This window comes from Falsihalocynthiibacter sp. CO-5D18 (assembly GCF_041205445.1).
Lineage (GTDB): Bacteria > Pseudomonadota > Alphaproteobacteria > Rhodobacterales > Rhodobacteraceae > Falsihalocynthiibacter > Falsihalocynthiibacter arcticus.
The window spans coordinates 106,820-121,515 of the sequence record NZ_JBGFCF010000004.1 but is presented as its reverse complement, the minus strand read 5'-3'; the positions used below and the strand labels follow the sequence as shown (position 1 = coordinate 121,515).

Below are 14,696 nucleotides of genomic sequence, written 5' to 3'. Positions count from 1 at the left end.
TACGCGCCTCCCCATTTACGCATCATATCCAACACGACCCAAACATCGCTTGGGCCGTAGGTTTGCTTTTCCGCGCGTTGTTTCGCGCGTATTGGCCCCAAGTTAAGGAAAGTCCCATGTTTAAAAAGATCCTCATTGCAAATCGCGGCGAAATTGCCTGTCGTGTTATTAAGACTGCCCAAAAGATGGGGATCAAAACCGTAGCGATTTATTCAGACGCGGATCGTCGGGCGCTGCATGTGCAAATGGCGGACGAGGCCATTCACATTGGGCCCGCGCCTGCAAACCAATCCTATATCGTCATCGAGAATGTTTTGCGTGCGGTGAAGGAATCTGGGGCGGACGCCGTACATCCGGGCTATGGCTTCCTAAGCGAAAACAAGCTTTTTGCTCAAGCGTTAGCCGATATTGGCGTGGCTTTTATTGGCCCACCTGTGAATGCAATCGAGAGCATGGGCGACAAAATCACCAGTAAAAAAATCGCTCAAGAAGCGGGGGTTTCGACGGTGCCTGGCTATATGGGGGTGATTGCGGACGCGGATGAAGCGGTTAAAATTTCCAATCAAGTCGGCTACCCCGTTATGCTTAAGGCGAGTGCGGGCGGTGGTGGTAAAGGCATGCGAATTGCATGGAATGACCAAGAGGCGCGCGAGGGGTTTCAATCCAGTAAAAACGAAGCCGCTAACAGTTTTGGCGACGACCGGATTTTTATCGAAAAGTTCGTGACCCAACCACGCCACATCGAAATTCAGGTACTTGCGGATAGCCATGGCAATGCGATCTATTTGAACGAGCGCGAGTGCTCGATCCAGCGCCGCAATCAAAAAGTCATCGAAGAAGCGCCGAGTCCATTTTTGGATGAAGCCACCCGCAAAGCGATGGGGGAGCAGTCTGTCGCTCTTGCGCAGGCGGTCGGGTATGCGAGTGCTGGGACCGTTGAATTTATTGTCGACGGAGCGAGTAAATTCTACTTCCTTGAGATGAACACCCGTCTGCAAGTCGAACATCCGGTAACGGAATTGATCACAGGCGTTGATCTTGTTGAGCAAATGATCCGCGTGGCCTTTGGCGAAGTGTTGCAGATCAAGCAAGACGATGTTCAGCGCAACGGGTGGGCCATCGAAAGTCGCCTCTATGCCGAAGACCCCTACCGCAATTTCTTGCCCGCGATTGGCCGTTTGACACGGTATCGTCCGCCCGAGGAAACCGTGAGTGACACCGTTGTCGTTCGCAATGACACGGGCGTCTATGAGGGCGGCGAAATCAGCATGTATTACGACCCGATGATTGCCAAGCTTTGCACGTGGGCTCCAACGCGCGAAACGGCGATCGAGGCGATGCGGGTTGCCTTAGATAGTTTTGAAGTCGAAGGGATTGGCCATAATCTTCCGTTTCTATCGGCCGTCATGGATCATCCAAGGTTTGCGTCGGGGAACATCACAACAGCCTTCATCGAAGAGGAATATCCCGATGGTTTTGACGGGGTTTCCCTGTCCGAAGACGCCTTGCGCCGGATCGCAGCGGCGACTTGCGCGATGTATCGCGTATCTGAAATCCGTCGTGCGCGCGTCTCAGGACGGATGGATAATCACGAGCGTAAAGTCGGTACGGAATGGGTTGTTGCCCTTCAAGATCAAGCGTTTCCTGTCTCGATTTCAGCCGACCCAAAAGGTGCAAATATTTCGTTTGAAGATGGTGAAACTCTGCGCGTGGTAAGTGACTGGGTTCCAGGGGATCGCCTCGCAAGATTGCAAATCAGTGGCGTTGATTTAGTCCTTAAAGTGGACAAAATCACTTCTGGTTTTCGCATTCGTAGCCGCGGGGCGGACATCAAAGTTCGGGTTCGAACACCGCGACAGGCGGAACTTGCGCACCTTATGCTCGAGAAAATTGCACCCGACACCTCACGCCTGTTGCTCTGCCCAATGCCGGGCTTGATTGTGAACGTGAATGTCGCCATTGGAGATACCGTGCATGAGGGGCAGGCGCTTTGCACCGTTGAGGCGATGAAAATGGAAAACATCCTACGGGCGGAAAAAGCTTCGACGGTTGCAAAAATCAATGCACAAGCGGGCGATAGCCTTGCAGTTGACGACGTGATTATGGAGTTCGAATAAAGTGGATGCCCCTTACTGCAAAGCTCGAGGATTAACAACACGACGTTCTTTTTCTTCTTCTAGGCGCAGGGGCATTTTATCGATTGCACGGATCAATTCTCGTGCACTCCACGGATGGGGTTTGCGTTGTGCAATCGTGCCATCTTTGTCCATCAGAACCATCATAAACCCGTGGGGACGGATGGCTATACGTACATCACTTTCTGCCGTGGGATCGGTGTCGACCACCACCACTACATCGCGGGCAACAAGGGCTGGCCACTGCTCTTGCAGCATTTCCAGTTGGCGCACAATTTGTGGATCATCGGGACGCATTGCAAAGAGCAAAATTGGACGCGAAACCCATTTTAGGTCTTCCAGCGTCGTATCCTGTGCGTCAATGGGTTCAAAAGGCCGTACGTCTTGGGCTAAAGCCGAAGAAGAAACCCCCGCTACTGCAAGGAAAACTAAAGTTAAAATTTTCATGTGTCGCCTTCCGTTCGTATCAAACATAGGCACTCTTGAGGCGTTTGCACAGGGGCAGTGGTGGCGGTCTTGTGGTTTTTTTCCTGTTAATCCTATGATTACGGATCGTCTGTAATGTTATTCCTGATCACATATGCGCGGCGCCTGGGGGCCCGCCTGTTTGGTAAAAGGAAGAACAAAATGGATGTCATTCTCCACGTCGGTGCGCATCGCACCGCGACAGCAAGCTTGGCCGTTTTTTTTGAGCAAAACAAGGACGAAGCACGTGAGCAGCGCGTCGCTTTTTGGGGGGGCGACCGCACCAGAAGTGGCCTGTTTTCCGGTCTCATGGCCCATAAAAACAGCATCATGCCCGATACGCCACGCCGTCGCGACCGTGCGACACAACTTATTCGTATGGAACTGGATCGGCTGGAAAAATCTGGCGTGCATCAACTCATCGTGAGCGAGCCTTCGATGATCGGCACAATGATGCAAAACCTCCAAAGCGAACGCCTGTATCCCAACTTTCAGCCGCGGCTCTCACGATTCTTTGATGCTTTTGGCGATCATTGCTGCCAAATCGCTTTTTCATTACGCTCCTATGAAGGTTATTGGACCTCAGCGTTGGCACATGCGATCCCACGTGGACTGGCTATTCCTAGTGAAAATACCGTGGATAGGCTCGTGACACAGCCCCGGCGCTGGAAAACACTTATCAGCGAGGCGAGGGCGGTTTTCCCCTCCGCCGAAGTCCTTGTTTGGCCGTTTGAAGCTATGGCGGGTCATCCGGTTCGCCAAATAGCGCTCATGACGGGGGCAACGTTCCAACCCTCACGGGCAAACGCGCCTTGGGTCAACGCAGCGCCCAATAGGCGGGCTATTTCAAGGGCCCTGATTGAGCGCAATACCCCTGTGATTTCGGGCACTAATTGGCCACCATTTCAGAACCACCATAGGCAAGTGCTGCGCGCCCAGTATCACGAAGACCTTGAGTGGTTAAAAACCAATAACGACACTTTGATATCCTATAGTGAAACCGCTGGGAAACATCAGCGTTTCGATAATTTGACTGACAGTCAGGATGTTGCGGACAACAAGCCCGCCTACCTAAGAGGACACCCCAATGACAGAGAAGAAAGACGCATGGTCTGAACTCGCCGCCCGCGAATTGCGTGGGCGACCAATTGATGATCTGACATGGAATACCCCTGAGGGAATTGCCGTAAAGCCACTCTACACGGCTGAGGATTTGGAGGGATTGGACCACCTCGGTGGCGTGCCCGGAGCAGCACCCTTTACGCGCGGCCCGAAGGCCACAATGTATGCGGGGCGGCCTTGGACTATCCGCCAGTATGCTGGTTTTTCAACGGCCAAAGAGAGCAATGCATTTTACCGAAAGGCGCTCGCTGCTGGTCAGCAGGGTGTCTCGGTAGCCTTTGATTTGGCAACCCACCGTGGGTACGACAGTGACCATCCGCGCGTCGAGGGGGACGTCGGCAAGGCGGGTGTGGCGATTGACTCTGTTGAGGATATGAAGATCCTTTTTGACGGGATTGAGCTGGATAAAGTCAGTGTTTCCATGACTATGAACGGTGCAGTTATTCCCGTTTTGGCGAGCTTTATTGTGGCAGGTGAGGAACAAGGTGTGGATCGTAGCCAACTTTCGGGCACCATCCAAAATGACATTCTCAAAGAGTTCATGGTGCGCAACACCTATATCTACCCCCCCGAACCGAGCATGCGTATTGTCAGCGACATTATCGAATTCACCAGTCAGGAAATGCCAAAATTCAATTCAATTTCGATCTCTGGATACCACATGCAAGAAGCTGGCGCGAACCTTGTGCAGGAACTTGCCTTTACCCTTGCCGATGGCAAAGAATACGTCAAAGCCGCGATAGCCAAGGGGTTAGACGTTGATGATTTTGCTCCGCGCTTGTCGTTCTTTTTCGCCATTGGAATGAACTTTTTTATGGAAGCGGCGAAACTGCGCGCCGCACGTTTCTTGTGGCATAAAATCATGTCGGAATTTGCACCGAAGAAAGAAAATTCTTTGGTGTTGCGGACCCATTGCCAAACGTCGGGTGTGAGTCTTCAAGAGCAAGACCCCTACAACAATATCGTCCGCACAGCCTATGAGGCCATGAGTGCGGTATTGGGAGGGACGCAATCTTTGCATACGAACTCCTTTGATGAAGCGATTGCTTTGCCTACAGATTTTTCGTCCCGCATCGCACGTAACACCCAATTAATTTTGCAAAATGAAACGGGTGTAACGAACGTCGTCGATCCGTTGGCAGGGTCATACTATGTGGAAAAACTAACCTCCGATTTGGCCGATGAAGCTTGGAAACTAATCCAAGAAATCGACGAGATGGGCGGTATGACAAAAGCCGTGGCAACTGGCATGCCAAAGTTGCGCATTGAAGAAGCCGCGGCGCGACGTCAGGCAGCGGTTGACCGCGGTGACGACGTGATTGTTGGGGTGAACAAATTCCGTTTAGCGCAACAGGACCCAATCGATATCCTAGATGTGGATAGCGTGGCCGTTCGGGTCGAACAAGTTGCGCGGCTCGCAAGCATCCGGCAGAGCCGTGATGCCGCCGCCTGTGAAAACGCCCTCGCGGCGCTTGAACAGGGGGCGAAAACGGGTGAGGGGAATTTGCTTGCGCTTGCCGTCGATGCGGCGCGGGCTCGGGCTACTGTGGGAGAAATATCCATGGCCATGGAAAAAACATTTGGGCGTCATCGGGCGGAAGTTAAAACCCTCTCTGGCGTCTATGGCGCAGCATATGCTGGTGACGAAAATTTTGCCGCAATTCAAAAATCGGTTGATGATTTCGCTCAGGAAGCAGGTCGCCGTCCTCGGATGTTGGTCGTCAAAATGGGGCAGGATGGTCATGACCGTGGGGCAAAAGTTATTGCTACTGCTTTTGCGGATATTGGGTTTGATGTGGACGTCGGGCCGTTGTTTCAAACGCCGGAAGAGGCTGCACAGGATGCGATCGACAACGACGTACACATCGTTGGGATTTCCAGCCAAGCTGCGGGACATAAAACACTTGCGCCTAAACTTATCGAGGCTCTGAAAGCGCAGGGGGCCGAAGAAATTATTGTCATTTGTGGGGGCGTAATTCCGCAACAAGACTATGATTTCCTTTATAAATCAGGTGTGAAGGCAATATTTGGCCCCGGCACAAATATTCCACAGGCCGCACAAGAAATATTGCGTCTCATTAAACCCTAAGGCATTTATTGAAGGGGGCGTCATCAAAGAACGCCCCTTTGCCACAGGATTGAAAATTATGCCGCTTGAAATAGATCACTTTGCAATTGCCTGTGAAACCCTTTCACAGGGGGTGGAATATGTGCAAGACACATTGGGAATTGCGTTGTTAGGGCAGGGGCAACACCCCAAAATGGGAACACACAACCGGCTGCTTTCATTCGGGCCAAATATCTATCTCGAAGTCATTTCGGTAGATCCAAACGCGCTTCGCCCCCCTCATCCGAGGTGGTTCGATCTTGATTCCTTCTCTGGAAATCCGCGCGTCACTAACTGGATCTGCAGAACAAATGACCTAAAAGCCGCCATTGCAAATTCCCCTGAAAATGTTGGACAGCCGATGGCCTTTGAGCGCGGAAAATACCGGTGGGATATGGCCGTTCCCGCAGATGGAAAGCTTCCGTATGATGGGTGCTTTCCTGCGCTCATTCAATGGCATGGCAACGCCCATCCCGCTTCTGAATTGGCGGATGTGAACTGCCGTTTTTTGTACGCAACAATTCAACACCCAAATACCACCGAACTCACATCGTCCCTTGAACCTCTTCAGCCACCAAAAGGAATTCGGTTTGTACAGGGTGACTTACCGGCCTTCGCAATATCAATTGAAACACCTACCGGTGAGCGCACTCTCAAATGATCCGCATAGCCACTCCACTTGATATCGACGCAATTCTAGACATCTGGAATCCGATCATCCGCGACAGCGTTTTTACATTCAACTCCCAGCAAAAGACGCAGGCCAACATGGTTGTCCTCCTGGAACAGAAAGAAAATGCTATGGAGCCGTTTATCGTCTCCGAACTAGACGGAAGGATTTTAGGATTTGCGACGTATGGCCAATTTCGAGGCGGGAACGGGTATAGATTTACCGTCGAGCACACGGTCATCGTTGGCGAGGGGAACTCTGGACTTGGGATTGGACGATCTCTTTTACAAGTTATTGAGAAACATGCGAAAAACAGGGGAATGCATTCAATGATTGCAGGCGTTTCCGCAGATAATACCGTAGCAGTTCTTTTCCACGCAGCTATCGGCTATAGTGAAATCGCGCGTCTTCCTGAAGTTGGGAGAAAGTTTGACCGCTGGTTTGATCTTGTGCTGATGCAAAAGCGCCTATAGCCCTGACATTAATCATTTGATCTGATAGGTTTTTCACTATGTCGATTTGGACCCGTATTGCCGACGCACTATCGGCCCTTTCTAAGGGCGAAAGCCTTTACGAAGTTTTCGATCGGCTGAGCGCCCCTCCTGAACGTAGCGTTGGTTTTACGATCGCAGTGATTGCCTTGGGGGCCAAAATGGCGAAGGCGGACGGACAAGTCACGCGCGACGAAGTTGCGGCTTTTCGCGAAGTTTTCCACATTTCCCCTGAAGACGAAGCAAATGCAGCCCGTGTTTTCAACATGGCGCGCACGGATACCGCTGGTTTTCAGGACTATGCCAAACGCATCCGGCGCATGTTTGGGGCCGACCACACCGCCCTTTGTGACCTCATGGAAGGGTTGTTTTACATTGCTATGGCCGATGGGGAATACCACCCTTTCGAAGATGAATTCCTCGTCGAAGTGGCAAGAATATTTGAGATGGATGACCGTGAGTTCCGCGGATTGAGGGCGCGGTTTGTTCCTGATGCAGAGCCTGATCCTCATGATGTCCTTGGCGTTTCACCCGCAAATTCACAAGCAGAGATTCGAAAAGCTTGGCGCGATTTGGTGCGCGAAACGCACCCAGATCGCCTGATCGCACGGGGCGTGCCCGTCGAAGCTGTGAAGCTGGCAGAAAAACGCCTGATTGCGATCAACCACGCGTGGGAAGAGCTAAAAAGGGACGCCGCTTAATGCGCCTTGCAACATATAATACGGAGTGGTTCTCGGCTTTGTTTAGCCGCGACAACAAATTGCTGTATGATGAGGAGCCTTCGCGGCGATACAAGACAACCCGTCGGGAGCAGATCGAGGCGTTAGGCAAGGTATTTCAGGCGCTGGACGCGGATGCTGTCATGGTTATCGAGGCTCCCGAGACTGAAAAGAAACGCTCGACAGTCGCGGCTTTAGAACAATTTTCCGCCGATTTTGACTTGAGAGTCAGCAAATGTGTATGCGGGTTTTCCAACGACACCCAGCAAGAAATAGCCTTGATGTATGATCCGAGGAAACTCTCTGCCGTTCATGATCCACAGGGGGGCGAGCCGCCTCTCTCTCCCCAGTTTGATCAGGAATTTCACATGGATATCGATGTGGACGGCATGGAAGATTCGATTGTTTTTTCAAAGCCGCCCTTGGAAATAACCCTGACGACACAAAGTGGAGAGACGCTTCGTCTTATTGGTGTACACGCAAAATCTAAGGCGCCCTATGGGGCGAAGGACAAAGACGAAGAAATCCGCATTGCGATTGAGAACCGTCGCAAGCAATTGGCGCAATGCATTTGGGTGCGACGCCGCGTTGTCGAGCATTTAGGGCGCGGGCAAGACGTCGTGGTCATGGGGGATTTTAACGACGGTCCCGGTTTGGATGAATATGAAAAACTGTTTGGCCGTTCCGGAGTGGAAGTCGTTTTGGGTGAGGGTGGGAATAACTGCCTTTTTGATCCGCATGCCTCTGCTGGCCTTACCCAGAAATTTGGCGGAACTCCAACAACATCGCGGTTCTACATCGCCCACCAAAAACGCTATCTTGGTTCCTTGCTTGATTACATAATGGTACCGCAATCGTTACGCGAACGCGCGCCTGTTTGGCGGATTTGGCACCCGTTTGATGACCCTAAAATCTATAGTGATCTCCCTTTGCGCGAAGCACTCCTAGTAGCTTCTGACCATTTTCCTGTGTCTTTGGACATTGACCTATAACGCTTAAAGAATCACCAATCATTTGCTAGGGTGGCAACATGAGACATTTTTGTTTTGCCATTGTTGCTGCCTCTTTTGTTGCGTTTCCAAGTATAGCGGAACGGCAGGGAGAACCCGATGGTGCTGACCTATTAGAGCAAGGGTTGCAGCTATTGTTCAAGGAATTACTGTCGCAAATCGAGCCTGCCTTGAAGGATTTTGAGACCTTTGGCGATGAACTTGGGCCAAAAGTTCAGGAGCTCATCGAAATGATCGATGATTTCCGGAATTATGAAGCACCCGAGAAAATGCCGAACGGCGACATTATCATCCGTCGTATTCGCCCTCTCAAGGAGGGGGAAATCGAACTTTAACCTTTAGAAAATTCCACGCTGGCGTTGGATTCTAGGGCTGAAGCCAAAGCATTGAAACGCGAGGCCGCTACCTCCCCAAACAAGTCCTGATATTCGGGGTCGAGATGCAACACCAACTCTTTTTTCTTCGGGTAAAAGCGTAAACTGGCAACCGCATTCAGGTGTTTGGTCCAAAACATCGCCCCAAACCGCATGGCTTTGCCCAAGGTCTCGGCGTCGGTTTTTTGCTTTGGCGTGAGCATTTCAAACAGGGGTGCAAAGCGTGACGTTTCGCTTTTGTTTTTGTAGCGATGCAGTAGGGCGAGCCCCAAAAATATACGTTCGCGATGTTTTAAACCACCAAGGTTTGCGCGGGTGGTGTTGTCAAAACAAACCTCGCCGCGAAAATCCGGATGGGCGCGCCAACTGACATCATGAAGCAAACAGGCCGCCTTAATAAGTCGCTTGGTTTCCTCGGGCGCAGATTTGTAGAGCGGCATGATGAAGTCATACAATTCGCGGCCAAACCCAGGGGAACGCGCATCTTTGGCCTCCGCGGATCGGCAGGCTTCGATTAAAGGGTCACGGCGCCGCACCCGTTTTGGCATTTGCTCATAGAGCATTCCTTCGCGGATTCCATAGCTGGAAATAGCGATTTCTTTTGGTTTGAACGTTTTTAGCAATTGTTTGAGTACTTGGCTCGCGATCGGAACCAGCGCCATACGTTCGGACGACGTATTGGTGCGGCTCGCCAAATCGTCGAGATCGTTTTCGGCAATCCATTTTGCGGTATCGAGTACCGATCTTGGTGTCATCCGATATTCATGGAGAACCGGAAGTGGATAGTTGCGCCGCTCCATGTCTAAACGCGCAATCGCTCGCCAAGAGCCTCCTACGAGAAATAGCCGCTTATCGGTGATCGGCATCTGATTGTGCAGGTCTTCGATCACGGATTTAATATGGGCCTTCTGGCTTTTTTTCGTCTTGAAACCCATGAGCTTCAAGGGGCCGAGGTCGCTTGAAACGCAATAGCCCACGCCGCTGGCTTTCAGTTCCGCAAGCTCCATCGAAGAGCCGCCAATGTCACACACCAGCCCTTTGGCTTCAGGCCAGCCGAGCAGGACGCCCTGTGCTGAAAGGCGTGCTTCTTCTTTTCCGTCGATGACAAATAGGCGGAGGCCAGTTTCCCGAGTTATCTCCTCCCGAAACTCAGGGCCGTCCTCCGCCTCTCGCACCGCGGCCGTGGCGACGGCTGTCAACGGTGCGATGTTCATCCCCTCTGCAAGGCGCTGGAAACGCTTGATTGCAGCGAGGGCACGTTTGCGTCCTTCGGGATTTAGGCGGCCGGTTTCGCCGAGCCCGGCCCCAAGGCCACACATAATTTTTTCGTTGTAGAAGTAGGCAGGGCTGCGCGCCGCACCGTCAAATACAACAAGGCGAACTGAGTTTGACCCAACATCAACCACCCCTACACGCCTTAGCGCATGCGCAGAGGGGGACTCGAAAAGTGGTCGTCCAAATGGGCCCCAGAGATCTTCGGCCAAATCGACGTCACTCATGTGTGTCTCCTTCAATTCTTAGGCACCTTGCCTTGAGAATATGCATATTGTCAATCTTTGGAATGCGCCAATTCTGGCACATCCGCCGCCCCAGCTTTGCCCCTGCCTGAAAGCGAGGGGTTCTCCATAAAGAAGCGGTGACAGTTGAAGGATATCCCGCCTCCTTCATGGGGTGGACGAGTGTAGGACCCATCGGGTGCCAATATCCAACTCTGCGCCACATCCGCCATATTCGCGGCCATGATTTGGCTCACAATCTGGGCCTTTACTGTCGCGTTAGTGATTTGAACCAGAGTTTCAACGCGCCGCACAAGGTTGCGTCCCATCCAATCCGCGGAGGAGATATAGACTTCGGCTTTTTTGCTGGGGAGGCCGTGGCCATTCCCAAAACAAACAATTCGAGAATGCTCCAAAAAACGACCGACAATAGATTTCACCCGAATATTCTCGGACAACCCTTTGATTCCTGGGCGTAATCCACAGATTCCGCGCACAACAAGACTAATCTTCACGCCCGCTTGTGAGGCGGCATAAAGCGCGTCAATGACGTCCGGATCAACCACCGAGTTCATCTTGGCCCAAATTTCCCCTGTTTTGCCCTCTTGCGCGAATTTCGCTTCACGGGCGATTTTTTCAAGCAGCGTGGATTTTAGGGAAAGCGGAGAGATCGAAAGGTTTTCCAACCCGACAGGTTGCGCGTATCCGGAAAGGTAATTGAAGACTTTTGTTGCGTCACTTCCGAGCGCACGGTCGCAGGTGAAAAACGACAAATCCGTGTAAATTCGGGCCGTAATCGGATGATAGTTGCCAGTGCCATAATGCGTATAGGTGACAAGCTGGTCGCCTTCACGCCGCACAACAATGCTGATTTTCGCGTGGGTTTTATAGTTGATGAAACCATATACAACATGGGCTCCTGCGCGCTCTAGGCGGCGAGATTGGCGGATGTTTGCGGCTTCGTCAAAGCGGGCTTTTAGCTCGACAAAGGCAGTGACGGATTTCCCCATATCGGCCGCTTCGCAGAGCGCTTCAACGATTGGGGATTCGCGGCTTGTGCGATAGAGGGTTTGTTTTATGGCCACAACATCAGGATCGCGGGCGGCTTGATCAAGGAAGCGCACGACCATGTCGAAGGTTTCGTAAGGGTGATGCAGGAGCATGTCTTTTTGACGGATCGCCGCAAACATATTGCCGTCATGGTCCTGAACGCGTTCGGGAACACGCGGCGTGAAGCTTGGCCACAAGAGGTCTGGGCGCTCGTCGATCACCAGCTCCGCGAGGTCGGACGCCCCCAAAAGCCCCTCTGTTTCAACGACTTCGTCATAGGAAACATGAAGCTCGTCGGCGATGAGTTTGCTCAGGGCCTTTGGTGCACCGTTCGAGATTTTAAGGCGAATTACCTCACCTCTGCGGCGCCTTTTCAGAGCCACTTCAAACTCGCGGACCAAGTCTTCGGCCTCGTCTTCGACCTCTAGGTCGCTGTCACGCAGGACACGGAAAACACAACTTCCTTTGGCCATGTATCCGGGAAACAAGCTGTCTAAATGTAAGAGGAGCAGCTCTTCCATGGGTAGGAAACGATATTGCCCGTCTTCGCTTGGCAAGGAAATAAACCGTTTGATTTGGGCTGGTACAGGCAAGAGCGCTTTGAGGGTGCGGCCATTTTCTTTGCTCTCAAGCTGCAACGCAAGCGAGAATCCCGTGTTCGCAATGAAAGGGAACGGATGCGCGGGATCGATGGCAAGCGGCGAAAGAACAGGAAAAACCTGATCGATAAAATAGACCTTTAGGTATTTCTTGTCCTCAGCAGAAAGCTCGCTGTTTTTGAGAACCAAAATGCCTTCCTGTGCCATCTCACTTTGGAGAGAAATCCACGTTTCCTGTTGTTTGTTCAACAACTCACGCGCGTCTTTGTGAATCAAAACCAGTTGATCCGCAGGGCTGCGTCCATCAGCGGCGGGGGTGGTGTTGCCAGCAAGGGCCAACTCGCGCAAACCGGCGACACGTACCGTGTAAAATTCGTCGAGGTTCGTTGCCGAAATCGATAGAAATCTGAGCCGCTCAAGGAGGGGAACATTGGGATTCTCAGCTTCTTCAAGGACACGCCAATTGAACGCGAGCCACGACAGCTCCCGATTGAAAAAACGGCGAGGACCCATAAAATCTTGCGGATCTAGGGGAACGGGCGCGGGAAAGGGCGCGGTTAAGAAATCACATTCATTCATACGGACGACCTAAGGGAGTTTTATGACGCTATGATGAAGTTATGCGCCAGTTGTGTGGTTTTTGTCCAGAACATCCAACACTTTGGCGACCAGTGGGCGAGTGATCGCGCGCTTTTCAGAAAGGGCGGTTTGGTCGAGGGCGACACACAACTCACCAATAAACCCGAGCGAGCGTGGGATACGTTTGATGATATAGTCGACGACCTCGGGGGCGACGTGCAATTGGCGATCGTTGAAATGCTTGAGCAAGACTACCGTGAGGAGCATGTCGTCGGGAGCTTGAAGTTGCACGACAGCCGTCCCCTCCATCCGGCTTTTGAGGTCAGGTAGGGCGATATTCCAACGGCTTGGAGCGGTGCGCGCCGTGAGTAACAAGAAATGTCCATTCGCAAGGATTAGGTTGTGCAGATGAAACAACAGGGTTTCGCGTTCGCCATCTTGAGCGATCTGATCTGCGTCCTCAAATGCAAGGGGGGCCTGTGCGAGTTGCTCGATGTTTGAGGCCTCCAGATCGCACGCCTGAAGGATTTGTGCCTGCGTTTGCTCCGCCCAAACGTGAACCAAATGGGTTTTCCCAGATCCTATTTCACCACACAACACGATCTTGCCCAAGGGCCAATCTGTTGGCGCACTTAGGGTCTCCAGAGCATGGGCGTTGGAGGGGGAAACGAAGAAATCTTCGCGGCCAAGGGCCGTCCTTACCGGAAGGTTAAGTGTCAGCTGTCGGGGCATTTTCAGGCTCTTTATTGGATATTTCAGTGCCTTGGTACAGATAGCTTTGGGTGTACCCTTTGATCCCAAATCGCGTCACGACTCCGATTGAGGCAGCAACAGGAACGGCGATAAGCATACCGACAAATCCAAACAAGGTGCCAAAAACAGAAAGCGCAAAGATGAGCCAGACGGGGTGTAGGCCCACTGAGGAGCCGACCAATTTTGGTGTGAGGATATTGCCCTCCACGACCTGACCTATCGCAAAGATGATCGCGACAGAGGCGATGGAGCCCCATTCGCCCCAAAACTGAAAGAGCGCCAAACCAATAGCCAAGCCACCGCCGACAAGCGCGCCAACATAGGGAATAAAGGTGAGCATTCCAGCGACGGAACCAGCCACAAGGCCAAATTGCAATCCCACAAGCATCAAGGCAATGGCGTAATACGTTCCTAAAATGAGGCACACCGTGCCTTGGCCGCGAATGAAGCTCGCGAGCGTCCTGTCGATTTCGCTGGCCAAATGACGAATGGTTGGTGCGTGGTCACGTGGCAAAAGCGCGTCGATTTTTGCGGTCATATTGTCCCAATCAAGGAGCAAATAAAACGCAACGACGGGCACCAAAACCAAAAGCACAATGATGTTCACCAAAGAGAGCGCCGAGGCAAAAGCGCCCTCAATCAACGCGCCACCCTTGGATTTCACGGCTTCGCTCAGGGAGTTGAGCGATTGGCGGATCGTACTTTCACTATTGGCAATATCGGGGAACTTGTTGGTAATAAAATCACGGATGTTGTTGAAATACTCGGGGACTTTACCAATGAGTTCACTGATTTGGATAACTAAAGTCGGAATAATGAGGAGCGCCATCACCACAAAGACAAGAAGAGACAAGAGGGTAATAATCGCTGTTGCAATGACTCTCGAACAACCTAATCTTTCAAGTCGATCCGCAACCGGATCAAGGAAATACGCAATCGCCCCCCCTAAGAGAAAGGGCAGCAGCACATTCCCAAGGGACCAAAGAACGACGAGAAAAACCGCCAAAGCGATGGACCAATACTTGAACTGTTGAGAACTCGAGAGCGCCATTGGAAATCCTTTGTGTTTCGCCCTATGTTGCGCATTGCCCCAATGGTTTCAAGTGTTTCAGACCTTTTAACGATA

Annotated in this window: 13 protein-coding genes; 8 read left to right on the top strand and 5 right to left on the bottom strand. The window is 52.0% G+C overall.

The annotated features are described in order from the left end of the window. Positions 1 to 116: 116 nt before the first annotated feature. Complete coding sequence (locus AB9F27_RS07025; RefSeq protein WP_335586256.1) at positions 117 to 2,117, top strand: acetyl/propionyl/methylcrotonyl-CoA carboxylase subunit alpha; 2,001 nt, start codon at positions 117 to 119, stop codon at positions 2,115 to 2,117. Between the two features lie 12 nt (positions 2,118 to 2,129). On the opposite strand, the gene AB9F27_RS07020 is transcribed toward AB9F27_RS07025, so the two are convergent. Then, a complete protein-coding gene (locus tag AB9F27_RS07020) occupies positions 2,130 to 2,582 on the bottom strand; it encodes a DUF4174 domain-containing protein (protein ID WP_335586257.1) in 453 nt (150 codons plus the stop codon). Positions 2,583 to 2,762: 180 nt separating this feature from the next. Here AB9F27_RS07020 and AB9F27_RS07015 point away from each other — a divergent pair, with 180 nt between their 5' ends. The 7 genes from AB9F27_RS07015 to AB9F27_RS06985 are packed head-to-tail and all read left to right on the top strand — an operon-like array spanning position 2,763 to position 9,054. Beyond that, positions 2,763 to 3,716 (top strand): hypothetical protein, encoded by a 954-nt coding sequence (locus tag AB9F27_RS07015; RefSeq protein WP_335586258.1) that lies wholly within the window; start codon positions 2,763 to 2,765, stop codon positions 3,714 to 3,716. Then, positions 3,688 to 5,811 carry a methylmalonyl-CoA mutase gene (gene scpA, locus AB9F27_RS07010; RefSeq protein ID WP_335586259.1) on the top strand — a complete coding sequence of 708 codons (2,124 nt, stop codon included), beginning with the start codon at positions 3,688 to 3,690 and terminating at the stop codon, positions 5,809 to 5,811. Before AB9F27_RS07015 ends, scpA begins: the two co-directional genes overlap by 29 nt. Positions 5,812 to 5,869: 58 nt before the next feature. Then, the gene (locus tag AB9F27_RS07005) at positions 5,870 to 6,490 is read left to right on the top strand and encodes a VOC family protein (protein ID WP_335586260.1); all 621 of its coding nucleotides are present in this window, start codon (positions 5,870 to 5,872) and stop codon (positions 6,488 to 6,490) included. Continuing rightward, positions 6,487 to 6,972, top strand: a complete 486-nt coding sequence (locus AB9F27_RS07000; RefSeq protein ID WP_335586261.1) for an N-acetyltransferase family protein — start codon at positions 6,487 to 6,489, stop codon at positions 6,970 to 6,972. The genes AB9F27_RS07005 and AB9F27_RS07000 overlap by 4 nt, the downstream gene beginning before the upstream one ends. Positions 6,973 to 7,010: 38 nt before the next feature. Then, on the top strand, positions 7,011 to 7,691 hold the full coding sequence (locus AB9F27_RS06995; protein ID WP_335586262.1) for a molecular chaperone DjiA: 681 nt from the start codon (positions 7,011 to 7,013) through the stop codon (positions 7,689 to 7,691). Continuing rightward, the gene (locus AB9F27_RS06990) at positions 7,691 to 8,701 is read left to right on the top strand and encodes an endonuclease/exonuclease/phosphatase family protein (protein WP_335586263.1); all 1,011 of its coding nucleotides are present in this window, start codon (positions 7,691 to 7,693) and stop codon (positions 8,699 to 8,701) included. The genes AB9F27_RS06995 and AB9F27_RS06990 overlap by 1 nt, the downstream gene beginning before the upstream one ends. 38 nt (positions 8,702 to 8,739) lie before the next feature. Next, a complete protein-coding gene (locus AB9F27_RS06985; protein ID WP_335586264.1) occupies positions 8,740 to 9,054 on the top strand; it encodes an AAA+ family ATPase in 315 nt (104 codons plus the stop codon). Here AB9F27_RS06985 and AB9F27_RS06980 read toward each other — a convergent pair. The 4 genes from AB9F27_RS06980 to AB9F27_RS06965 are packed head-to-tail and all read right to left on the bottom strand — an operon-like array spanning position 9,051 to position 14,621. Then, on the bottom strand, positions 9,051 to 10,592 hold the full coding sequence (locus AB9F27_RS06980) for a Ppx/GppA family phosphatase (RefSeq protein WP_039000155.1): 1,542 nt from the start codon (positions 10,590 to 10,592) through the stop codon (positions 9,051 to 9,053). The two genes, AB9F27_RS06985 and AB9F27_RS06980, sit on opposite strands and share 4 nt — an antisense overlap. Before the next feature lie 50 nt (positions 10,593 to 10,642). After that, positions 10,643 to 12,817, bottom strand: coding sequence for an RNA degradosome polyphosphate kinase (locus AB9F27_RS06975; protein WP_335586265.1), 2,175 nt, complete (start codon positions 12,815 to 12,817; stop codon positions 10,643 to 10,645). 39 nt (positions 12,818 to 12,856) lie between these two features. After that, positions 12,857 to 13,549, bottom strand: a complete 693-nt coding sequence (locus tag AB9F27_RS06970) for an HdaA/DnaA family protein (protein ID WP_335586266.1) — start codon at positions 13,547 to 13,549, stop codon at positions 12,857 to 12,859. Further along, positions 13,527 to 14,621 (bottom strand): AI-2E family transporter, encoded by a 1,095-nt coding sequence (locus AB9F27_RS06965; RefSeq protein ID WP_335586267.1) that lies wholly within the window; start codon positions 14,619 to 14,621, stop codon positions 13,527 to 13,529. The genes AB9F27_RS06970 and AB9F27_RS06965 overlap by 23 nt, the downstream gene beginning before the upstream one ends. Positions 14,622 to 14,696 lie beyond the last annotated feature (75 nt).

Bases quoted from the DNA above. Each gene is read 5' to 3' on its own strand.
- AB9F27_RS07025 (WP_335586256.1), top strand. From the start codon at position 117: ATGTTTAAAAAGATCCTCATTGCAAATCGCGGCGAAATTGCCTGTCGT.
- AB9F27_RS07020 (WP_335586257.1), bottom strand. From the start codon at position 2,582: ATGAAAATTTTAACTTTAGTTTTCCTTGCAGTAGCGGGGGTTTCTTCT.
- AB9F27_RS07015 (WP_335586258.1), top strand. From the start codon at position 2,763: ATGGATGTCATTCTCCACGTCGGTGCGCATCGCACCGCGACAGCAAGC.
- scpA (WP_335586259.1), top strand. From the start codon at position 3,688: ATGACAGAGAAGAAAGACGCATGGTCTGAACTCGCCGCCCGCGAATTG.
- AB9F27_RS07005 (WP_335586260.1), top strand. From the start codon at position 5,870: ATGCCGCTTGAAATAGATCACTTTGCAATTGCCTGTGAAACCCTTTCA.
- AB9F27_RS07000 (WP_335586261.1), top strand. From the start codon at position 6,487: ATGATCCGCATAGCCACTCCACTTGATATCGACGCAATTCTAGACATC.
- AB9F27_RS06995 (WP_335586262.1), top strand. From the start codon at position 7,011: ATGTCGATTTGGACCCGTATTGCCGACGCACTATCGGCCCTTTCTAAG.
- AB9F27_RS06990 (WP_335586263.1), top strand. From the start codon at position 7,691: ATGCGCCTTGCAACATATAATACGGAGTGGTTCTCGGCTTTGTTTAGC.
- AB9F27_RS06985 (WP_335586264.1), top strand. From the start codon at position 8,740: ATGAGACATTTTTGTTTTGCCATTGTTGCTGCCTCTTTTGTTGCGTTT.
- AB9F27_RS06980 (WP_039000155.1), bottom strand. From the start codon at position 10,592: ATGAGTGACGTCGATTTGGCCGAAGATCTCTGGGGCCCATTTGGACGA.
- AB9F27_RS06975 (WP_335586265.1), bottom strand. From the start codon at position 12,817: ATGAATGAATGTGATTTCTTAACCGCGCCCTTTCCCGCGCCCGTTCCC.
- AB9F27_RS06970 (WP_335586266.1), bottom strand. From the start codon at position 13,549: ATGCCCCGACAGCTGACACTTAACCTTCCGGTAAGGACGGCCCTTGGC.
- AB9F27_RS06965 (WP_335586267.1), bottom strand. From the start codon at position 14,621: ATGGCGCTCTCGAGTTCTCAACAGTTCAAGTATTGGTCCATCGCTTTG.